An 18,889-nucleotide genomic window follows, 5' to 3' on the forward strand; every position below is an offset into this window, starting at 1 on the left:
ACCGGTTTACCGAGCGGTGATGTGATGAGAGAACCCGACAGCTTCACTCTGATGATGTGCCGGATGCGTGTCCGCCTGGTCGTCGCCGAAGGAGTGGACAGGCCCGTGATGCTCGACCTGTCCTACGACAGAGCCGATCCCTACGCGGTGTCCCTGACGTTCCACCTGTACACCGATGCGACCGTGCGTTGGGTGGTCGGCCGCGAACTCCTGCTGGACGGGCTGGAGAAGCTCGTCGGCGTCGGCGACATTCAGGTCTGGCCCTCCCGGCACCCGTGGGCGGGCAGGGTGCACATCGCGCTCTGCCCGTGCCCCAGGCAGGAGGCGGTCGTGGTGACCGTCCCGGCGCGAGCCCTGGATGCCTTCCTGCGACGGACCCTCGCGATGGTGCCCGCCGGTACCGAGGAATGCCATCTGGACGTCGACGCGGCCGTCCACCAGCTCCTGAACGACCCCGGTGAGTCACTTCGATAGCGACCGTCCGAGCCGGACGCACCGGCGCGGGAACGCGAACCGAGCCACCCCCGCGTGTCACATCGGCGCGGCCCGCGCGGTCTATGGGGTGACGGACAACAAAGCAGAGGGAATCATGCGACAGATTCTGATCGTCGGCGGCGGCTACGCGGGCTTCTACACCGCATGGGGCCTGCAGAAGAGGCTGCGTCCGGGCGAGGCGCAGGTCACGGTCGTCGACCCGCGTCCGTACATGACCTATCAGCCCTTCCTGCCCGAGGTGGCGGCCGGGTCGGTGGAGGCGCGTCACGCCGTCGTCTCACTGCGCAGGCATCTGGGCCGTACCCGGCTGATCGCGGGGACGGTGACCGAGATCCGTGACGCGGACCGTACGGTGACCGTCCGCCCGGTGCGCGGCGAGGCCTACGAGCTGCGCTACGACATCCTCGTGGTCACCGCCGGCGCCGTGACCCGTACCTTCCCCATCCCCGGACTGGCGCAGCAGGCCATCGGCCTCAAGCACGTGGAGGAGGCCGTGGCGATCCGGGACCGGCTGATGACCGCGTTCGACCAGGCCGCGTCGCTGCCACCCGGTCCCGAGCGGCGAAAGCTGCTCGGCGTCACCTTCGTGGGCGGCGGGTTCTCCGGTGTCGAGGGCTTCGGCGAACTGCTGTCGCTGGCGACCGCGATGCTCAAGTCCTATCCGGAGCTGGCCGTCGACGACCTGTCCTTCCACCTGGTCGAGGCCCGGGGCCGCATCCTGCCCGAGGTGAGCGACGGGCCGGGCGCCTGGGTGGTGCGCCACCTGGAACGCCGCGGCGCCCATGTCCACCTCACCACGCAACTGCTGTCCGCGGAGGACGGCCACGTCGTCCTCTCCGACGGCACGGAGTACGACTCCGCGCTGATCGTCTGGGCCGCCGGGAACGCGTCGAACCCGGTCGTGCACAACCACACCGACCTGCCGGTCGACGAGCGTGGTCTGCTGCTGGTGCGCCCCGATCTGCGCGTGGGCACCGACAGCGAACCGGTCGCGGACGTGTGGGCGGCCGGGGACGACGCGTCCGTTCCCGACCTGGCCTCCCCGGTGCCGGGCGCGCGCACGGTACCGAACGCCCAGCACGCCGTGCGGCAGGGCAGACGCCTCGCCAAGAACCTCGTGGCCGACCTGCGCGGCAGGCGGGTCCGGAACTACCGCCACAGCAGCCTGGGCGTGGTGGCGACGCTGGGTCTTGGGCGGGGCGTCTTCCAGTACAAGGGCATCGTCATCAAGGGGTTCCCGGCATGGCTGATGCACCGGGGCTACCACGTGCTGGCGGTACCCAGTTGGGAGCGCAAGATCCGTGTCCTCGCGGTCTGGCTCACCGCTGCCGTGACGGGACGGGACCTCGTGTCCCTTGCCTCCGTCCAGCACCCGCGGGACGCTTTCGTCACGGGCGGGGAGGCGCAGGGCCCGGGTTCCGGCCGTGCGAAGGAAGGCAGCCCTGTATGAGCGTGTGGAGTTCTCGTTTCCCTTGGGGGTACGCCGTGGACGCACGCGAGGAGGCCGCCCGCGGCCTGACCGACATCGAGGGCCTTCTCTACCGGGAGGCTCATCTGGGAGCGGCGGATCGCCGCGTGGCGCACTTCACCGCGCGCGTGGAGGGGCTGACCCCGGAGCAGCGACGGGACATCGAGCGGTGGTACGTCGACGAGCAGAAGCACGTCGCCCGCATGGTGACCGATCACATCGCCGAGCGCGTCGAGGCGATGGAGGCGCAGCACCACCTCCGGATCCGGCAGTGGCTGCGGGGAACGCTCATCGCGATGACGCTGATCACCCTGGCGCTGATCGCCTGTGTCGTGGTGGTCCTGGGCTCGTCGCGTTGACCGCCCCGCGCCGGCTAGGAACGCCCGACGCGGTACAGGCCCCTGCCGGCGCGCTGTAGGCGGGAGGAGGCGACGAGGCGGTCGAGTGTGCTGCGGACCGCGTTGATGCTTCCGCTGTCGGTGTCACGGTCGAGCGCCGCCGCGACCTCCCGGGCCCGTACGTCGACGTCACCGACCTTGGTGAAGTACGCCATGATCTGCTCGGTGAGCCCGCCGTACCGCTTGTGCGCGCCGTCGTCCCGGTCCGTCCGCGAGGCAGCGGGCACGGCGTGTTCGTCCGCCGGGACACCGGCTTCCGGGGCGGCCAGCACGCCTGCCAGGGCACCGAGGGCACGCTGAACCGAGTCGAGATGGGCCACGACCGCGGCCAACTCCCTCTCCAGCGCCTGCTTCTGGATCCGCAGCCGGACGAGTTCCTCCTGGAGACCCTCGGTGGTGACCTCGATGCTGTGTGCCGTACGGCTCGCGGAGACCATGGACTCTCCCCTCCTCATCCCTTGTCGACATCCTATGCAGTGCTTCGAGTGTCAGACAGCGCATCTCAGTGTGTCGAACAGTGGGATTTCGCGGATCCGAGAAAAACATCGTCCGGTTCTGTCACAGGCGTCCGTCGGCCGCGGTCTATGCAGCGGATGGATGGAGCGGAGCAACGGAGGCCAATGAATCATGTACGTCGAACCGTCCCTCACCACACCTGACGACCTCGACGAGGCGGTCGCCGTCTTCGTGCGCCACCGCAGGCGGCTCTTCGGGATCGCCTACCGGGTTCTCGGCAGCGCCGTCGAGGCCGAGGACGTGGTCCAGGAGGTGTGGCTGCGCTGGCAGAAGACCGACCGCTCGCTGGTGGTCAATCCCGTCGGTTTCCTTTCGAGTGCGACGACCCGTCTGGCCATCAACGTCGCGCAGTCGGCCCGGGTGCGGCGGGAGACGTACATCGGACCGTGGCTGCCGGAACCCGTCGACACCAGCGCGGACCCCGAGGTCGGGGCCCAGCGCGCGGAGGCGGTGGAACTGGCGCTGCTGCTGGTGCTGGAGAGGCTGACTCCCGTCGAGCGCGCCGCCTATGTGCTGCGCGAGGCGTTCGACTACGCCTACGCCGAGATCGCCGACATGCTCGAACTCAGCGTCGTCAATGTGCGGAAGATCGTCAGCCGTGCTCGCCGTCACCTGTTGGACGAGCGGCGGGAGAGCGTGGACGCGGCCGAGCACCGACGCCTTCTGGACGCCTTCGTCTCAGCGGCCCGGACGGGAGACGTGGCCTCGCTGGAGGCCCTGCTCACACCCGACGCCGTCAGCCTCTCCGACGGCAACGGCATGCGGGGCTGTGCCCGGGTACCCGTGCGGGGCCGTGTCCGAGTGGCCAGGCTGTCGGCCTATCGGCAGCTCTGGCGTGAGACGGAGTCCGAGGTTGTGGACGCCAACGGCGCTACGGGCGTGGTGGTCCGCCGGGACGGCCGGACCCTCGCCTTCATGACTGCCGCCGCCTCGAAGTACGGCATTCACCAGGTGCTGTGGGTGTTCACTCCGAGCAAGATCGCGGCCTTCCTCGATTCGCGTGCGCGTTTCGCGCTGTCCCCCGGGGCCGTGCCGGACGGTGTGTGACGGCGACGGCGTGACCTCCTCGTCCCGGTCACGGGCTCTCGTCGGGGCGGGCGCCCCCTCCTGTACGAGGCTGGTTCCAGGACCGCAGTTTGTCGGGGTTGAGCATGACCCAGACCTGGGCGACACGGTCGTTCGCGACATCGAGGCTGATGACGGCGGCGACCTGCCGGCCGTAGCGGGCGACGAGACCGGTGCGGCCGTTGACGGAATGGGTGGCCAGGGTCGTGCGCGGGCGGCCGGCCAGGAGCGTCAGCAGACTGTCGGCGACCGGCCGTCCGCCGTGGACCGGTCCGGTCAGAGCCCGAATCTTGCCGCCACCGTCGAAGAACGCCGTGACGTCCGGGCACAGCAACGAGGTGAGCAGTGCGCCGTCCTCCGTGACACACGCACGGCACACGGCGCGGACGACGGCGTCGTGCTGTCGCGGCGTCGTGGACCGGGTGCGCTGCGACTCCAGCCACCGCCTGGCCCGTTCGGCGAGTTCGGCGAGCTCCGGCTCCGTGCGGCCCACGATGTCGGCGACCGTGTCGGGGGTCATCCCGAAGGCGCGGAACACGAACGCCGCGCGCTCGGCCGTCGACAGCGACTCCAGCGCGTTCAGCACGACCCGGCCGGCCTCCTCCTCCACCTCCGACGGCCGTGCTCCGTGCCCTTCTCCGTGGTGGGCCGCGCCCCTGCCGGACAGTGCGAGCCGGCCCAGGCAGATCCCGCCCACGGTCTTCGCCAGCCAGGACCGGGGAACGGTGACCTGCCGACGCACCGCGTCGGACAGCCCGTACCACCGCTGATAGGCCTCGTCGACGACGACTTCGGCCGCACCGGGGTCACCCAGCATCCAGTGCGCGACGTCGAGCAGGAACCGACGTTCTTCCCACAGCTCGGCGATCGGCACCGCATCGCCCTGGTCCATACGGCCTCCCCTTGGCTCGCGCGGCCCCGCACACGGCAGGGGCGTCGGCTCACCCGTTAAGACCGGGAACTCCCGGATCCTGTGACACGGGCTCGCCGCGACCTCATGTCACACACAGGACGGCTGCCCGGTCTTACTGAACAGCACCGCACTTCTTCCTTGACTGCCGAACGAGGTGACCATGCCATGCGATGGCGTGAACGGGCAGCTTGCCTGCACGTAGATCCCGAGCTCTTCTTCCCCATATCCCACAGCGGCCCCACACTTCGGCAGATCGACGAAGCGAAGGCCGTGTGCGGCCGTTGTCCCGTCGCGGAGCAGTGTCTCGAATGGGCCGTGCACGTGGGACAGGCGGACGGAATCTGGGGCGGAACAACGGAATGGGAGCGGCGTGAGATGCGCGGACCCGACACCCGGCGCGCACGACCCTGCCCGAGTGAGCTGTGATGGGCGGCAGCGACATGGGAAAGGGCGAGAGGGTGGCCGATTGGGCCGACGGACGCCTTCGCGTCCACCGCCTGATCAGAGACAAAGCACGAAGGGCTTTTCCGGACCACTGGTCTTTCCTGCTCGGGGAGATCTGCCTCTACAGTTTCGTCGTTCTCGTCGTCACGGGCGTGTATCTGGCCTTCTCCTTCCATCCGTCGATGAAGGAGGTGCAGTACAACGGCAGTTACGTGCCACTCCGCGGCCAGATGATGTCGGAGGCGTTCGCTTCCACCCTGCACCTGTCCTTCGACGTCCGCGGCGGTCTCCTGATCCGGCAGGCCCATCACTGGGCGGCCCTGATCTTCGTCTCCGCCGTCCTCGCGCACATGATGCGGGTGTTCTTCACGGGTGCCTTCCGCAAACCCCGCGAAGTCAACTGGCTTTTCGGATTCCTGCTGTTGGTCCTCGCCATGTTCGCGGGACTCACGGGATACGACCTCCCGGACGACCTGCTTTCCGGCACCGGCCTCGCCGTCGTGAACGGAACGATTCTGTCGATTCCGATCGTCGGAACGTATCTGTCGATGTTCCTGTTCGGAGGCGAGTTCCCCGGCAACGACCTGGTGGCGCGCTTCAACACCATCCATGTACTGATCATCCCGGCCCTCATGGTGGGACTGCTGACCGCCCACCTGGCCCTGATGCTCTATCACGGGCACACCCAGTACCCGGGCCGCGGACGCACCAACGACAATGTCGTGGGTGTACCGGCCAAGGTACGCGCCGTCAAATCCGCCGGATATCTCCTGCTGGTGACCGGTGTCGTCTTCGCCGTCGCCGCGATCGCACAGATCAACCCCGTCTGGCAGTACGGCCCTTACCGTGCCGACCAGGTCTCGGCCGGGTCGCAGCCCGACTGGTACATGGGCGTGGCGGACGGACTGCTGCGGGTGATGCCGGGCTGGGAGATCACCTTCTGGGGGCATACGCTGGCGCTCGACAACCTGATTCCGCTGACCGCGGGTGTCGGTTTCTTCCTCGCCCTGGGCGTGTATCCGTTCATCGAGTCCTGGGTGACCCGTGACAGGCGCGAGCAGAACCTTCTGGACCGACCACGCAACCGTCCTGTGCGAACGGCACTCGGCGTCGCGTGGCTCAGTTTCTATCTGGTGTCCCTGATCGGTGCCGGGAACGACATCATCGCGGTCCGTCTCCATGTCCCGGTCGAGTCGGTGACCTGGGTCGTCCGCATCGGTCTCCTCGTCGTGCCTGTGGTGACCTATTCCGTAGCGAAGCGAATAGCGCTCGGACTTCAGCGCGGCGACCGCGACAAGGTCCTGCACGGACGCGAGACCGGCATCGTCAAGCGCCTGCCCGACGGCGAATTCGTCGAGGTGCACGAGCCACTGGCCCAGGAACAGCTCCACCTTCTCACCCAACATGTGCAGTACCGGCCGATCGCCCCCGGCACCGCGGACGCGGCGGCGCATCCGAACGCGGTGTTCCGCCTCGCCCGATATCTCCGCGCCTGGCTCAGCGAGGGCCTTTACGGCGAGAGGGCGCAGATCACCAAACCGACGGCACAGGAATACAAGGACAGGAACACACCGGCCAAGGAAGTCCACCGATGACCGAGCCGGTCCGCGGTCGGGGGCCCACGAAAACAAGACGTACACACGGCAGAAGCTTCAGGTGTCGGCCCTTCGAACCGCGGCCCAGGGCGACACGGCCCTCGACGGGATCAGGCGGGACCTGCCGGCCGGGGTGACCGCCGTCCTGCTGCTGATCGCGGCGAGTATGCTGCTCGGCGCGCTCGAACAACTCCGGGACCGTAAACGCGTCCTGGCCGTACTCGTCACCTTCGGCACCCCACGGCGCGTCCTCTGCGGCTCGGTCCTGTGGCAGACCGCGTTGCCGGTCGCCATGGGACTACTCGTCGCAGGAGTGGTGGGAACCGCCCTCGGCAACGCGCTGCTCGGCCTCATCGGCAGGGCATCGGTCTACCACTGGAGCAGCATGCTGGCGACAGCCGGCATCGGGGCTGCCGCCGGCGTCGCCGTGACCGTGCTGACGCTCCCCACCTTGTGGCGGTCCTCGCACCCGGCGAACCTCCGATACGAGTAGGGGCGGCGGGAGCCCGCGCCCCTGGAGGCACGCTCACACGTCGCGGCGTCTCACGACGAGCACGGCGAGTGCGATCGTGATCAGCGGCCAGAGCGTGTACACGATCCAGCAGCCGGGGACCGTGGCGGTGTAGCCCAGGGATCCGGGTTGCGGCCCCCAGTCCTGGACCAGGCGATTCCAGGCGGCCGACACCAGCGCGTGTTTGATGTCCGCCGACCAGCGGTTGCTCTCCGAGAACATGGTGGGCAGCATCAGCAGGGTGAAGACGCTGGTGACCATGGTCGCGGCGGCGTGCCGGAGCAGAACGCCGAGGCCCAGGCCGACCAGGGCGCAGACGGGAGCCAGCAACGCGGACGCCACCAGTGCTCGGAGCACCCCGGGGTGGGTGATCGGAACGCCGGCGTGGTGCCCGTCCAGGACGGCCTGGGAGACCAGGAAGGAACCGGTGGAGGCGGCCGTGCCGACCGCGGTCCACAGCGCGGCGGTGACGGCCGCCTTGGCCAGCACGACGGAGCCGCGGGCGGGGACGGCCACGGTGGTGGTGCGGATCAGCCCGCTGCTGTACTCGCTCACGACGGTGAGCGCGCCCATGCTGCCGGCGACGAGCATCAGCGTCCAGTAACCGGCCGCCGGGTAGGCGTCGAAGGGCCGGAAGTCAGCGGGGGCGGAGCCTGCGCCCTTGTCCGCCGACGTGGCCACGGCGGCGGACCCGAGGACGAACAGGAAGGTGAGTCCGATCGTCCACGGGGTGGAGCGCAGGGACCGCGTCTTGATCCACTCGGAGGCGAGCAGGTCCCGGAAGCGGGCGGGCGGCGCGGCGACATCGGTGGCCGGGGAGACGGGGGCGAGTGTGGTCATCGGGGCTGTCCTGCCAGGTATTCGACGCTGTCGGCGGTGAGTTCCATGAAGGCCGCCTCCAGTGAGGCGGTGCGGGTGGTCAGCTCGTCCAGCCGGATGCGGTTGTCGAGGGCGAGCGCCCCGATCCGGTCCGCCGGGAGCCCGGTCACGGCGAGCCTCTCGGCGCCCTCCGAGCCCTCCGGCTCGACCGAGGCGCCCGCCGCTGTCAGCACCGCTGCCAGCTCGGCGGCCTGCGGTGTCCCCACCACGACAGTGCTACGGGTGCTGCGGGCCGCGAAGTCCCGTAGCGGCTCGGCGGCGATGAGGCGGCCCCGGCCGATGACGACCAGGTGGTCGGCGGTGTTCTCCATCTCCGACATCAGGTGGCTGGAGAGGAAGACCGTGCGCCCCTCGGCGGCCAGGCGCCGGAAGAGCCGGCGTACCCAGAGCACGCCCTCCGGGTCCATGCCGTTGATCGGCTCGTCGAACATGAGCACGGGCGGATCGCCGAGCAGGGCGGTGGCGATGCCGAGGCGTTGCTTCATGCCGAGGGAGAATCCGCCGATGCGGTGGTTGGCCACCTCGGTCAGCCCCACCTCCTGAAGCACCTCGTCCACCCGGCGCCGCGGGATGCCGTTGCTGCGGGCCAGGGCGGACAGGTGGGCCGCGGCCGTGCGTCCGCCGTGGGTCTGTCCGGCGTCGAGGAGGGCACCGACGTGCCGCAGTCCGCGCGGGTGGCGGTGGAAGGGGACGCCGCTGACGGTGGCGGCGCCGCTGGTGGGCGCGTCCAGGCCGAGGATCATCCGCAGGGTGGTGGACTTGCCGGCTCCGTTGGGGCCGAGGAATCCGGTGACCCGGCCCGGCCGCACGGTGAAGGACAGATGGTCGACGGCCGTCTTGCTGCCGTAGCGCTTGGTGAGTTCGGTGACTTCGATCACGGCACCCACAGTGCCGAGTGCGCTCTGCGCGGACATGGGGCCGTGGGCGGCAATCCTGCGGCCCCGTTGGCCCGTGGGCGTACGTCCCCGGGCTGATGCCATGTCGGCGGTGGCCGCCTAGTCTCGCGGCGTGAACCCTATGACGATCACTCCGTTGCCCGCGCGCCTCGCGCACCGCGGTGCTGTTCCCGGGAGGGAATGCCGCCGATGACCAGAACCAAGGCCGTGGCCTGGGCGGGGGGTGCCTCCTACCTCGTCGTGGTGGCTCTGCTGGTGGGGGCCGCACCGCGCGCGTCGGGCACGGTCCACGGAGTCGGGGCGCTGCTGGCTGTCAGCCTGCTCGCCGGCGTGGTGCGACGGATGCCGCTGCCGGCGCTGGCCATGGCACTCCTCGGATCCACCGCCGTGGTGGTGGGCCCGCCGCGTTCCGGCCATGAGAGTCCGGCGGCGTCGTACCAGGGCGAGTTCCTGTCGTATCTGGCGGTGGACCTCGTGCTGGGGTTCATCGTCGCCACCTGCGTGCGGCGCGCCTCGATGGTCGCCGTGACCGTTTCCGTCGCCGTGCAACTCCTGGTGATCGGCGTCTTCGCGCACGGCGACGGCCTGGCCGTCAACGAGGTGATCGCCCTCCTGGCGTTGGCCGCGTCCTGCATGGCCGGTCTGCTGATCCGCGAGCGCCGCGGGCACGCGGTGGCGCTGCGCGCACAGGAGGTGGCCGAGGCCGTGACCGCCGAACGGCTGCGGATCGCACGGGAGTTGCACGACATGGTCGCGCACAGCATCGGCATCATCGCCATTCAGGCCGGTGTGGGCAGCCGGGTCATCCGGACCCAGCCGGCGGAGGCGCGCGAGGCCCTGCGCGCGATCGAGGCCACCAGCAGAGAGACCCTGTCGGGCCTCCGGCGCACGCTGGTGTCACTGCGTCAGGCCGACCGGGGCGCGGCGACCTCGCAGGAGTCGCCGCTCGCCCCCTCGCCGGGACTGGCGGACGTCGAACGGCTGGCGGCGGCGACCGCGGACGCGGGGGTACGCGTCGACGTGTGCCGCAGCGGGGAGCCGCGTCCTGTGCCGGCCGACATCGACCTGTCCGCCTACCGCATCGTGCAGGAGGCGCTGACCAACGTGGTCCGGCACGCGGGCACCGGGCGCTGCCGGGTGGCCATCGACTACGGAGACGAGGAACTGTCCGTGGAAGTCGTCGACGACGGGCGCGGCGCCACCGGGAACGGCTCGGCCCACGGCTTCGGCCTCATCGGGATGCGGGAACGGGTCGGCCTGCTGGGCGGCCGGCTCACCGCCGGACCGCGCCCCGAGGGCGGATTCAAGGTGGCGGCCAGGCTGCCCCTGCCCGCACCCGCCGGAGTTCCGGTGGAGGCCCGATGACCGTCCGGGTGGTGCTCGCCGACGACCAGCCGTTGGTGCGGTCCGGCCTGCGCGTCCTCATGGCCGATCACAGCGACCTTGAGGTCGTCGGCGAAGCCGCCACCGGCGCCGAGGCCGTCCAACTGGTGACCGACACCAGCCCCGACGTCGTGGTCATGGACATCCGGATGCCCGGCATGGACGGGATCGAGGCCACCCGCCTGATCACGGCCGGTCCGGCGACCACTCGCGTGCTCGTCCTGACCACCTTCGACGAGGACGACCACGTCTACGGCGCGCTCCGCGCCGGCGCGAGCGGTTTCCTGGTCAAGGACATGGCGCTGGACGACATCCTCGCGGCGATCCGCGTGGTCGCCGCCGGCGACGCACTGATCGCGCCGGGTGTGACACGCCGTCTGATCGCGGACTTCGCCGGGCGCCCCGCGCCGGCCCCCGAGCGCGCCCCGCGGCCGGTCGAGGGCATCACCGAGCGGGAACGGGAAGTGCTGACCCTGGTCGGACGCGGCCGGTCGAACACCGAGATCGCCGAGGACCTCTTCATCACCGTGGCCACCGCCAAGTCGCACGTGTCACGCCTGCTCACCAAACTGGGCGCCCGGGACCGGGTCCAACTCGTCATCACCGCCTACGAGACGGGGCTCGTCACCAGGAGCAGCCGCTGACACACCACCCGTCGGCGGTGAACGGGACCGGTCGGATCCCACCACGGACACGACAGTTCACGGCCGGCTGCGCACACGGGCGGGGCTCGGGCCTCGGGCACCGCGAGCGTCCCGGTGCAGCAACGTCGAGAGGGCGGTCATACGGTCGTTGACGTCCACCAGTTCCTGCCGCAGTTCGGTGACGCGGCTCCGCAGTGCGGCGGCTTCGGCGGTCAGCGCCGTGACGGTGACCGCGATGTCGGGGTGTCCCTCGTGGATTCTGGTCATCGTGCTCCTTGTGCTGTCCCCGCGTTCTCCTGGGCGGCAGACGGCACATGCCGATCGCCCTGCGCGGGAATGCGACGAACCGTTTCCGAAATGGCTCGGGTGGCCCTTCCCGAGGCGCCGGAGGAAAGGGCCACCCAAAAAGGGGTGCCTACTTCTGCTTTGTGAGCCAGTCGGCGAACCGCGTTCCGGCGATGTGCGCGTCCGGACCCGGCAGGAGTGTGTTCTCCTGCAACTCGGCACCCCAGTACGTCGCCTGCGGGTCGGTGACGATCTTTCGGGGGTCGTTCTGGGCGCCGAGTCCCATGCGGATGAAGTCCTCGAGCTGGAACGCCTCGGGGCCGGCGACCTCCACCACGCCGCACACCGGGTCCCCGACCGCGGTGCGGGCGACGGCCACGGCCACGTCGTCGGAGACGATGGGCTGGATCCTGGCGTCGGGCAGATGCACGGTGTCGCCCTCGGTGACCCCGTCGGCGAGTCCCTTCGCGAACTCGAAGAACTGGGTGGCGTGGACGATGGAGTAGGGGTTGCCCGACGCCTTGATCAGGTCTTCCTGGGCCTGCTTGGCGCGGAAGTACCCGCTCCCCTGGAGGCGTTCGGTGCCGACCACGGACAGTGCGACGTGATGCGCCACGCCCGCCTCGGTCTCCGCCTTCAGCAGATTCGTCGTCGAGGTGTGGAAGAAGTCCATGACCGCCTGGTCCTCGAACGAGGGCGAGTTCGACACGTCGACCACCACCGACGCACCCTGCAGGACCTCGGCCAGCCCCTCGCCGGTCAGCGTGTTGACGCCGGTGCTGGGCGCCGCCGCGACCGCCTCGTGCCCGTGCGCGCCGAGCCCGGCGACCACCTTCGAGCCGATGAGCCCGGTTCCACCGATCACTACGACCTTCATGACGGAATTCCTTTCGGGTTTCCCTGATGCCTGTACCAGTAGAGACCGGGCACGGGCTCTGTTTGTGACAGCTCCTATTCGACGAGTTTCCCCGCGGTCGAGACGTCCTCCATCAGGGCGGAAATCTCCTCGGGGACGGCCGGAATGCTCTCGTGGGTGATGCCCGTCGTCGGGGACCACACGAGATTCACCCGGAGAGCGGAATCCAGGCCGGGATAGTCGCTGCGGTTGTGGCAGCCACGCGTCTCGCGGCGCTCCAGAGCCGATTCGAGGGTGGCCCTGGCCGCGAGCGCGGCCGACTTGAGATCGAAGGCGTGCGCCAGATCCTGATAGCCCGCGATGTCCGGGTGGATGCCGACGGCCTCCATGCGTTTCTCGATCACCGCGAGTTCCGCGAGGCCGGCCCGCAGGCCGTCTTCGTCGCGTACGACGCCCGCGTGCTCGGTCATGGTGTCGCGGATGGCGCGTTGCAGGGCACGCACGTTCTCGGGTCCGTCGGCGGCGAGGAGTCCGTCGATCTCGGCGCGGGCCTCGGCGATGGCCGACGCCGACCGCGGCTGCGCGGTCAGGGACTGCGCGTACGCCGCGGCGGCCTGGCCGGTGAGGCGGCCGAACACGAGCAGTTCGATGAGGCTGTTGCCGCCGAGGCGGTTGGCGCCGTGCAGCCCGCTCGACGCCTCGCCGATGGCGTACAGGCCGCGTACGTCGGTGCTGTGGTCCTCGGGGCGCACCCACACCCCGCCCATCGAGTAGTGCGCGGTGGGCGCGATCTCGATCGGATCGCGGGTGATGTCCAGCATCTGCAGGTCCAGCAGGGTCTGGTAGACGCGGGGCAGGCGCGTCATGATCGTCTGCCGGGGAAGGTGGGAGACGTCGAGCCAGACGCCGCCGCCCGGTGTGCCGCGCCCTTCCTTGATCTCCGTGTACGCGGCCAGGGCCACGCGGTCGCGGGTGGACAGCTCCATGCGCTCGGGGTCGTAGCGGTTCATGAAGCGTTCCCCGAGGGCGTTGCGCAGGATGCCGCCCTCGCCGCGGGCGGCCTCGCTGACCAGGGTGCCGGCGGCGTTCTCCGGTTCGATGATGCCGGACGGGTGGAACTGCACCAGCTCGGCGTCGCGCAGCCTGGCCCCGGCCTCCACGGCCAGACGGAAGGAGTCCCCCGTGTTCTCGTCGCGCCGCGAGGAGGTGCGCCGCCAGATGCGGGTGTGGCCGCCGGCGGCGAGGACCACCGCGTCGGCGTGGATCAGGTAGCGCCGTCCGCTGGTGAGGTCGAAGCCGTACGCGCCGAACACGGCGCCCTCGTGCACCAGCAGCCGGGTGATGTACACCCCTTCCAGCACGGGGATGTCCAGTTGCTCCGCGCGCCGGACGAGGGTGCGCTGGATCTCCAGGCCGGTGTAGTCGCCGGCGAAGGCGGTCCTGCGGAACTTGTGCGCGCCGAAGAAGCGCTGCGAGATCCGGCCGTCCTCCTCCCGGGCGAAGGCCATGCCGTAGCGCTCCAGGTCCTCGATGCCCCGGGCGGCGCCCCGGGTGACGATCTCCACGGTGCGGGGGTCGGCGAGGAGGTAGCTCTCCTTGAGGGTGTCGGCGGCGTGCTGCTGCCAGCTGTCCTCGGGGTCCATGGTGGCCAGCGCCGCGTTGATGCCGCCGGCCGCGAGTGCCGTATGGGCGTCCTCCTTGGGGCGCTTGCCGACGGCGAGGACGTCGAGGCCGGCCTCGGCCAGTTCGATCGCCGCTCGCAGGCCGGCACCTCCGGTGCCGATCACCAGCACCATGGTGGCGAGACGTTGTTCGGTGACAGCCACGGTCCACTCCGATCACTGGGGTCTTCATCCAGTACGACCGGGTAGTCCCGCGATCTGTGACGGCTCCGGCCGCCGGGTGTCTAGGAGGCCGGCGTGATGGTGGTCGGTGTGCCGTGCCAGGCCATCCTCGCGTACGGGCACAGCGCGTCGGCCCGCCGCAGGAGCTGGGCGGCGACGTCAGGCGCGACGCCCGGCCAGCCGACGACGAGGTCGATGTGCAGGACGTAGCCGCCGTCCTGCGGATTGCGGCCGAACGCCGCGGTCGCCTCGACGGATATCGCGGCGGGGTCGAGTGCGGCCTGTCGTGCGATGAGGCTCAGCGCACCGTGGAAGCAGGCCGCGAACCCGGCGGCGAACAGCTGCTCGGGGTTGGTTCCGCGGCCGTCTCCGCCCAGTTCGGCGGGCAGTCGCAGGTCGAGGTCGAGGATTCCGTCGTCCGAGCGTGCCCTCCCCGAGGCTCTCCCGTGGGCCGCCGTCCCGCCGGTCACGGTCACCGTCGTGGTGTAGAGGGGAGCGAAGGCCTCTCCGTCGAAGTCCTGCTCGGTGGACAGGTCGGGCGGCTGGATCGGCTCGGTCACCGTGTGACCCCCGTGGTGCTGCGACGTGCTGGACGAACTGTGCTGCATGCCATGGTGAGCGCACCTTCGCGTCGTGGCGTCCCGGATACCGGACGACCGGATGACCGACGGGTAGCCGCTCCTGTGACGCGCGGGGCGGCGCTCAGGACGAGGACGTGGCGCCGCCGTCCAGGGAGGCCACGTAAGGTGCCAGTTTCTCCTGGTTCATGACCCACATGGCCCGCTCGATGCCGCGTTCCGAGATGTCGAGGGTCAGCAGCACCACGGCCGTCCCGCCGGCCGTGACGAGGGCGGCCGGCCCGCCGTTGGCCTCGACCCAGTGGATCTCCTTCTCCGGCCAGAAGCGCGGGGCGAAGGCGGCGAGGTACCTGGAGACGTGCACCAGGCCGACGACCGGGAACCTGGATGCCCCGCGCAGCCCGTTCCCGTCGGTGTAGCTGACCACGTCCTCGGCGAGGATGCCTTCGAGCACGGCCAGGTCACCGGTCTGTGCCGCGGTGAGGAACACCTCCATCAGCCGTCGGTGCTCGGTGGCGTCGACGGGTTTGCGGCGCTCCGACGCGATGTGCTTGCGCGCGCGGCTCACCAACTGGCGCGTGTTCGTCTCGCTGGTCTCCAGCATGTCCGCGATCTGCTGGTAGGGGTAGTCGAAGGCCTCCCGCAGCACATAGGCGGCCCGTTCCACGGGGTTGAGCCGCTCCAGCAGGAAGAGCACCGCAGTGTCGAGCGCCTCGGCCCGCTCGGCACCCAACTGCGGGTCCGCGCGCGTGTCCACCGGCTCCGGCAGCCAGGGGCCGATGTAGGACTCGCGCCGCACCCGGGCGGACTGGGCGACGTTGAGCGCCAGCCGGGCGGTGACGGTGGCGAGGAACGCCTTCGGCTCGCGGACGACGGCACGGTCGGTGTGCTGCCAGCGCAGCCACGCCTCCTGGAGTACGTCCTCGGCCTCCGTCGCGCTGCCGAGCACACGGTAGGCGATGCCGAAGAGCTGGGGACGCGCCGCCATGAACACGTTCGTCGCCTCGACGAGGGAGTCCGTGCCGTCCCCGATACCCATGCGTGCCGCCTTCACTTCCGACCCGTTCGCGCAAGCGCTTGCCCATGTTACGGCGGGCGGACGCGCGGCCTGGCGGAGCGGGTCATGGCCGTGCACGTCATGTCTGTGCGCGTCGTACAGCCAGGACGGAAGGGTCCGGTCGTTCGGGCAGCGCGAGGAAACCACCTCTCTCCAGTTCCGCGACCATCTCCGTACGGGTGGCCGGCCACATCCAGAACGTCTCGTCGTGCCGGCGCAGCACCCGCCCGTCGTCGCGCACCCAGTACTCGAACCGTGCCCGGATCCGGTCCCCGTCGGCCGACGTCACCATGCGTCCCCCGTACTCGTGCCGGCCGACCGTCCGGGTCGGCATCGCGTGCGCGGTCTCGTACCGTGGGAGGCGAGCCGGCGGGAGCTGGACGAGCAGCACCCCCGCGGGCACGAGCGCCTCGGCGACGGCCGGCCACAGCGCACGGCGCGACGCCGGACGCAGACAGGCGACGGTGTTGTGGCACACGGCGACGTCCGCGACCCCGTGCAGCCCCGCCTCGTCGAGCGCGTACGGGTGCACGGTCACCCGCGTCGTCAACTCCGCGCTCAGGGACGCCAGTCGCGTCATCAGCGGGGTGCGCATGCAGCGGGCGGGCTCCACCGCGTGCACGGGAACGCGCGACTCCAGGAGGCTCATCAGGGTGACACGCCCGGTCCCCGCGCCGACGTCCAGCACACCGACCCGGGCCCTTCCGACGTCGTCGCGGTAGAGCGAACGCACCCGGACCTCGTCCCGCTCCCCCTGCAGCAGGTCGTAGAACTCCGCGCTGACCGCGTAGGCGTCCTGATGTTCCCGTACGGGAGAGTCGACCGGCGGCGGGGTCATGACGGTCACCCGCACCGTACGGCGTCGGGTAGTCGGTCGTGTTCACTCATGGCTGTTTCCTGTCCGGGCTTGAGGCGGGGAGACGGTTGCGTGCCGACGGCGTCATCGGCGCGCGAGCCACTCGGAGAAGTTCTCGTGCCCCAGGTGGGCGTCCGCCCCCGGCAGCAGCGACCGCTCCCCGAGCGTCGCCCCGAAGAAGGGGGTGTGGGCGTCGGAGACGACGTCCCACAGGTAGCCGCGCGCCGCCAGCAGCTTCGCGGTGAGGTCGTCGAGGCGGTGCTCCTCCGGACCGGCGACCTCCAGCACACCGAACAGCGGTACTCCCACGGCGACATGCGCGATCTCGGCGGCGACGTCGTCCGCGGACACCGGGCGGATCAGTACGGGAGCGACGTGGACGGTGTCTCCGTACGTCGCCGCGCGGGACATGTACTCCACCGACTCGAAGAACGGCGTGGCGCGCACGATGGAGTAGGGCATGGGCGAGCGGCGTATTTGTTCCTCCTGCAGTGCCTTCGCTCGGAAGTAGCCCGCCTGGAGACGTTCGGCTCCCACGATGGACAGGATCACGTGATGTTCGGCGCCCGCCCGCGCCGCTGCCTCCAGGAGGTTGTGGGTCGCCGTACCGAAGAACTCCAGACTCTCCAGCTCTCCGCGGGAGGGCGTGTCGGTGACGTCCACGACCACATCGGCGCCGCGCACGGCCTCGGTGAGGCCCTTTCCTGTCGTGATGTCGACGCCCTCGTGGCGCGACACACGTACGACCTCCACACCGTGGTCCCTAAGCCTGTTGACCGTCCTCGAACCGATCAGACCAGTGGCTCCCGCTACAACGACTCGCATTCCGGGTCCTTCCCGCCTTGGGGTTGGTGACCCCGCTGATGGCTTCGTGAGGCGGCGTCACGGCCGGCTTCTCACTCCCTCTAGGACAGGGCACATGCCAAGGTTGTGACACCGAGGCGGCGGCGAGTGTCACAGATCCGTCCGGAACCCGGTCATCACTGGAGGCGGCCATGGCGGCCATGGCCGGGTGAATCCAAGGGAGGCCGACCCATGTCGGACCAGGACACAGCACGGGGGACCGAACCGCGGACCCCCTCCGAGGGATGGAAGACGGCGGCGAAGATGCTGCAGGACACCGCACCGCTCACCGTCCCCGAGGGCGCGTCGGCGATGACCATCTTCGTCGAGTGGGAGCCCGGAGACCCGGGAAGCCCGCCCCACCGTCACTCGGGACCGGCGTTCGGTTACGTCGTCGAGGGCGCCGTCCGTTTCGAGATGGAGGGCGAGCCGGAGCGCGTGGTCGAGGCGGGCGGGACGTTCTGGGAGCCGGGCGGTGACCCGATCCACTACCAGGACGGCAACGCCCTGACGGACGCGCGCACCCGGTTCGTCGTGACGATGCTGTGCGCGCCGGGCAAGCCCATGCTCGAACTGGTCGAGGAGGAGGAACTGGTCCGGCGGGCCCATCTCCGCGCCCCGCGGCCCACGGTCTGACCGTCCGCTGCCCGCCCCGTACAAGGCGGTCGCGAACGGGGACTGGTCCGCTCGGTGGGAGGACGCGGTGAGGCATGACCGCCACTGATGTCGTACACGGCATGCTGACCGCGCTGTTCGCGGCCTCGGCCGTCTACGCGCTGCGGCGGGCCGTGCCGCCACGAAGCTCCGGGTGGCGCGACCGGGGCGACCGGCTGCTGCACACCGTCATGGCGTCGGCCATGGCGGTGCTGCCGTGGCTCCGGGACGGCGAAGTGCCGGCGCGGGCCCAGGTGGTCTTCTTCGCCGCCGCGGCACTGTGGTTCCCGTTGACCGCGGTCCTCGGCCGCCGCCCCGGGCCGGCCGACCTCGTGCGGAGGTCGCCCTACGCCGTCGGCATGGCCGCCATGGCGTGGATGCCGGTGCGGCACGGCGGCGTCACGGACGCGCGGACCGGTGACCTGGTCACCGGCGTCCTGACGCTCTGCCTTCTGGCCTACGCCCTACGGTCACTGACCCGGGACATGCCCGGGCTCCGCGGGACGTCGGGCCGCGCGGGCGTCTCCATGGACATCGGCGGAGCCTGCGACCGCTTCTGGCACGGATCGACTGCCATGGGTACGGCCATCGTGCTGCTCATGCACCACTGACGCGCTCCGCTTCACGGCTCGGTGTGTCTCCAGGGCGAGGCCTCGCCGGACACCGCGACCCAACGGTGTCACACATTGTGCGGCAGCCCGGTCGTAGG

Annotated in this window: 22 protein-coding genes; 11 read left to right on the forward strand and 11 right to left on the reverse strand. The window is 70.3% G+C overall.

From position 1 onward, the window contains the following. Positions 1–24 precede the first annotated feature (24 nt). The 3 genes from ACIQBL_RS11150 (at position 25) to ACIQBL_RS11160 (ending at position 2,322) form a co-directional block, all read left to right on the forward strand. Positions 25–474: an SsgA family sporulation/cell division regulator gene (locus ACIQBL_RS11150; RefSeq protein ID WP_401939469.1), complete on the forward strand. Its 450-nt coding sequence runs from the start codon at positions 25–27 to the stop codon at positions 472–474. Between the two features lie 115 nt (positions 475–589). Next, positions 590–1,945: an NAD(P)/FAD-dependent oxidoreductase gene (locus ACIQBL_RS11155; protein ID WP_401939472.1), complete on the forward strand. Its 1,356-nt coding sequence runs from the start codon at positions 590–592 to the stop codon at positions 1,943–1,945. A gap of 35 nt (positions 1,946–1,980) precedes the next feature. Next, a complete protein-coding gene (locus ACIQBL_RS11160; protein WP_401939475.1) occupies positions 1,981–2,322 on the forward strand; it encodes a hypothetical protein in 342 nt (113 codons plus the stop codon). 14 nt (positions 2,323–2,336) lie between these two features. Here ACIQBL_RS11160 and ACIQBL_RS11165 read toward each other — a convergent pair whose 3' ends face one another. Then, positions 2,337–2,798, reverse strand: coding sequence for a hypothetical protein (locus tag ACIQBL_RS11165; protein ID WP_401939477.1), 462 nt, complete (start codon positions 2,796–2,798; stop codon positions 2,337–2,339). A 190-nt stretch (positions 2,799–2,988) separates the two neighbouring features. Here ACIQBL_RS11165 and ACIQBL_RS11170 point away from each other — a divergent pair, with 190 nt between their 5' ends. Next, entirely contained in the window at positions 2,989–3,924 is a 936-nt protein-coding gene (locus ACIQBL_RS11170) for a sigma-70 family RNA polymerase sigma factor (protein ID WP_401939479.1), read from the forward strand. A gap of 28 nt (positions 3,925–3,952) precedes the next feature. Here the strand turns inward: ACIQBL_RS11170 and ACIQBL_RS11175 are convergent, their stop codons facing one another. Continuing rightward, complete coding sequence (locus ACIQBL_RS11175) at positions 3,953–4,834, reverse strand: RNA polymerase subunit sigma (RefSeq protein WP_401939482.1); 882 nt, start codon at positions 4,832–4,834, stop codon at positions 3,953–3,955. Between the two features lie 186 nt (positions 4,835–5,020). Here ACIQBL_RS11175 and ACIQBL_RS11180 point away from each other — a divergent pair, with 186 nt between their 5' ends. The 3 genes from ACIQBL_RS11180 to ACIQBL_RS11190 all read left to right on the forward strand — a co-directional run bounded on the left by ACIQBL_RS11180 (position 5,021) and on the right by ACIQBL_RS11190 (position 7,387). After that, on the forward strand, positions 5,021–5,281 hold the full coding sequence (locus ACIQBL_RS11180) for a WhiB family transcriptional regulator (RefSeq protein WP_401939483.1): 261 nt from the start codon (positions 5,021–5,023) through the stop codon (positions 5,279–5,281). A 14-nt stretch (positions 5,282–5,295) separates the two neighbouring features. After that, positions 5,296–6,894: a cytochrome bc complex cytochrome b subunit gene (locus ACIQBL_RS11185; RefSeq protein ID WP_401940688.1), complete on the forward strand. Its 1,599-nt coding sequence runs from the start codon at positions 5,296–5,298 to the stop codon at positions 6,892–6,894. Between the two features lie 61 nt (positions 6,895–6,955). Beyond that, positions 6,956–7,387, forward strand: a complete 432-nt coding sequence (locus tag ACIQBL_RS11190) for an FtsX-like permease family protein (RefSeq protein WP_401939486.1) — start codon at positions 6,956–6,958, stop codon at positions 7,385–7,387. Between the two features lie 33 nt (positions 7,388–7,420). On the opposite strand, the gene ACIQBL_RS11195 is transcribed toward ACIQBL_RS11190, so the two are convergent. Further along, positions 7,421–8,245, reverse strand: a complete 825-nt coding sequence (locus ACIQBL_RS11195) for an ABC transporter permease (RefSeq protein ID WP_401939489.1) — start codon at positions 8,243–8,245, stop codon at positions 7,421–7,423. Next, positions 8,242–9,162 carry an ABC transporter ATP-binding protein gene (locus tag ACIQBL_RS11200; RefSeq protein WP_401939492.1) on the reverse strand — a complete coding sequence of 307 codons (921 nt, stop codon included), beginning with the start codon at positions 9,160–9,162 and terminating at the stop codon, positions 8,242–8,244. The genes ACIQBL_RS11195 and ACIQBL_RS11200 overlap by 4 nt, the downstream gene beginning before the upstream one ends. A 207-nt stretch (positions 9,163–9,369) precedes the next feature. Here ACIQBL_RS11200 and ACIQBL_RS11205 point away from each other — a divergent pair, with 207 nt between their 5' ends. Beyond that, a complete protein-coding gene (locus tag ACIQBL_RS11205; RefSeq protein WP_401939494.1) occupies positions 9,370–10,545 on the forward strand; it encodes a sensor histidine kinase in 1,176 nt (391 codons plus the stop codon). After that, positions 10,542–11,207, forward strand: a complete 666-nt coding sequence (locus ACIQBL_RS11210) for a response regulator (protein ID WP_401939497.1) — start codon at positions 10,542–10,544, stop codon at positions 11,205–11,207. Before ACIQBL_RS11205 ends, ACIQBL_RS11210 begins: the two co-directional genes overlap by 4 nt. Positions 11,208–11,264: 57 nt before the next feature. Here the strand turns inward: ACIQBL_RS11210 and ACIQBL_RS11215 are convergent, their stop codons facing one another. The 7 genes from ACIQBL_RS11215 to ACIQBL_RS11245 all read right to left on the reverse strand — a co-directional run bounded on the left by ACIQBL_RS11215 (position 11,265) and on the right by ACIQBL_RS11245 (position 17,508). After that, positions 11,265–11,474, reverse strand: coding sequence for a hypothetical protein (locus tag ACIQBL_RS11215; protein WP_401939498.1), 210 nt, complete (start codon positions 11,472–11,474; stop codon positions 11,265–11,267). 148 nt (positions 11,475–11,622) lie between these two features. Beyond that, complete coding sequence (locus ACIQBL_RS11220) at positions 11,623–12,369, reverse strand: SDR family oxidoreductase (protein ID WP_401939500.1); 747 nt, start codon at positions 12,367–12,369, stop codon at positions 11,623–11,625. Between the two features lie 74 nt (positions 12,370–12,443). Then, positions 12,444–14,144: an L-aspartate oxidase gene (locus ACIQBL_RS11225; protein ID WP_401940690.1), complete on the reverse strand. Its 1,701-nt coding sequence runs from the start codon at positions 14,142–14,144 to the stop codon at positions 12,444–12,446. 110 nt (positions 14,145–14,254) lie between these two features. Then, complete coding sequence (locus ACIQBL_RS11230) at positions 14,255–14,800, reverse strand: Ohr family peroxiredoxin (protein ID WP_401939502.1); 546 nt, start codon at positions 14,798–14,800, stop codon at positions 14,255–14,257. Positions 14,801–14,894: 94 nt separating this feature from the next. Next, positions 14,895–15,809 carry an RNA polymerase sigma-70 factor gene (locus tag ACIQBL_RS11235; RefSeq protein WP_401939505.1) on the reverse strand — a complete coding sequence of 305 codons (915 nt, stop codon included), beginning with the start codon at positions 15,807–15,809 and terminating at the stop codon, positions 14,895–14,897. 97 nt (positions 15,810–15,906) lie between these two features. Continuing rightward, positions 15,907–16,665, reverse strand: coding sequence for a class I SAM-dependent methyltransferase (locus ACIQBL_RS11240; RefSeq protein ID WP_401939508.1), 759 nt, complete (start codon positions 16,663–16,665; stop codon positions 15,907–15,909). A gap of 102 nt (positions 16,666–16,767) precedes the next feature. Beyond that, positions 16,768–17,508: an SDR family oxidoreductase gene (locus ACIQBL_RS11245; protein WP_401939510.1), complete on the reverse strand. Its 741-nt coding sequence runs from the start codon at positions 17,506–17,508 to the stop codon at positions 16,768–16,770. A 210-nt stretch (positions 17,509–17,718) separates the two neighbouring features. Here ACIQBL_RS11245 and ACIQBL_RS11250 point away from each other — a divergent pair, with 210 nt between their 5' ends. Next, complete coding sequence (locus ACIQBL_RS11250) at positions 17,719–18,162, forward strand: cupin domain-containing protein (RefSeq protein WP_401939512.1); 444 nt, start codon at positions 17,719–17,721, stop codon at positions 18,160–18,162. A 74-nt stretch (positions 18,163–18,236) separates the two neighbouring features. Beyond that, positions 18,237–18,791 (forward strand): DUF5134 domain-containing protein, encoded by a 555-nt coding sequence (locus ACIQBL_RS11255; RefSeq protein ID WP_401939514.1) that lies wholly within the window; start codon positions 18,237–18,239, stop codon positions 18,789–18,791. Positions 18,792–18,889 lie beyond the last annotated feature (98 nt).

Origin of the sequence: Streptomyces sp. NPDC088350 (assembly GCF_044753545.1) — a bacterium.
Classification (GTDB): domain Bacteria; phylum Actinomycetota; class Actinomycetes; order Streptomycetales; family Streptomycetaceae; genus Streptomyces.

What these genes read in the sequence shown, in the direction of transcription:
- ACIQBL_RS11230 (WP_401939502.1), bottom strand. Translation starts at nt 14,800, where the DNA reads ATGCAGCACAGTTCGTCCAGCACGTCGCAGCACCACGGGGGTCACACG.
- ACIQBL_RS11205 (WP_401939494.1), top strand. Translation starts at nt 9,370, where the DNA reads ATGACCAGAACCAAGGCCGTGGCCTGGGCGGGGGGTGCCTCCTACCTC.
- ACIQBL_RS11185 (WP_401940688.1), top strand. Translation starts at nt 5,296, where the DNA reads ATGGGAAAGGGCGAGAGGGTGGCCGATTGGGCCGACGGACGCCTTCGC.
- ACIQBL_RS11220 (WP_401939500.1), bottom strand. Translation starts at nt 12,369, where the DNA reads ATGAAGGTCGTAGTGATCGGTGGAACCGGGCTCATCGGCTCGAAGGTG.
- ACIQBL_RS11165 (WP_401939477.1), bottom strand. Translation starts at nt 2,798, where the DNA reads ATGGTCTCCGCGAGCCGTACGGCACACAGCATCGAGGTCACCACCGAG.
- ACIQBL_RS11170 (WP_401939479.1), top strand. Translation starts at nt 2,989, where the DNA reads ATGTACGTCGAACCGTCCCTCACCACACCTGACGACCTCGACGAGGCG.
- ACIQBL_RS11150 (WP_401939469.1), top strand. Translation starts at nt 25, where the DNA reads ATGAGAGAACCCGACAGCTTCACTCTGATGATGTGCCGGATGCGTGTC.
- ACIQBL_RS11180 (WP_401939483.1), top strand. Translation starts at nt 5,021, where the DNA reads ATGCGATGGCGTGAACGGGCAGCTTGCCTGCACGTAGATCCCGAGCTC.
- ACIQBL_RS11210 (WP_401939497.1), top strand. Translation starts at nt 10,542, where the DNA reads ATGACCGTCCGGGTGGTGCTCGCCGACGACCAGCCGTTGGTGCGGTCC.
- ACIQBL_RS11235 (WP_401939505.1), bottom strand. Translation starts at nt 15,809, where the DNA reads ATGGGTATCGGGGACGGCACGGACTCCCTCGTCGAGGCGACGAACGTG.
- ACIQBL_RS11240 (WP_401939508.1), bottom strand. Translation starts at nt 16,665, where the DNA reads ATGACCCCGCCGCCGGTCGACTCTCCCGTACGGGAACATCAGGACGCC.
- ACIQBL_RS11175 (WP_401939482.1), bottom strand. Translation starts at nt 4,834, where the DNA reads ATGGACCAGGGCGATGCGGTGCCGATCGCCGAGCTGTGGGAAGAACGT.
- ACIQBL_RS11245 (WP_401939510.1), bottom strand. Translation starts at nt 17,508, where the DNA reads ATGCGAGTCGTTGTAGCGGGAGCCACTGGTCTGATCGGTTCGAGGACG.
- ACIQBL_RS11250 (WP_401939512.1), top strand. Translation starts at nt 17,719, where the DNA reads ATGTCGGACCAGGACACAGCACGGGGGACCGAACCGCGGACCCCCTCC.
- ACIQBL_RS11195 (WP_401939489.1), bottom strand. Translation starts at nt 8,245, where the DNA reads ATGACCACACTCGCCCCCGTCTCCCCGGCCACCGATGTCGCCGCGCCG.
- ACIQBL_RS11225 (WP_401940690.1), bottom strand. Translation starts at nt 14,144, where the DNA reads ATGGTGCTGGTGATCGGCACCGGAGGTGCCGGCCTGCGAGCGGCGATC.
- ACIQBL_RS11255 (WP_401939514.1), top strand. Translation starts at nt 18,237, where the DNA reads ATGACCGCCACTGATGTCGTACACGGCATGCTGACCGCGCTGTTCGCG.
- ACIQBL_RS11155 (WP_401939472.1), top strand. Translation starts at nt 590, where the DNA reads ATGCGACAGATTCTGATCGTCGGCGGCGGCTACGCGGGCTTCTACACC.
- ACIQBL_RS11215 (WP_401939498.1), bottom strand. Translation starts at nt 11,474, where the DNA reads ATGACCAGAATCCACGAGGGACACCCCGACATCGCGGTCACCGTCACG.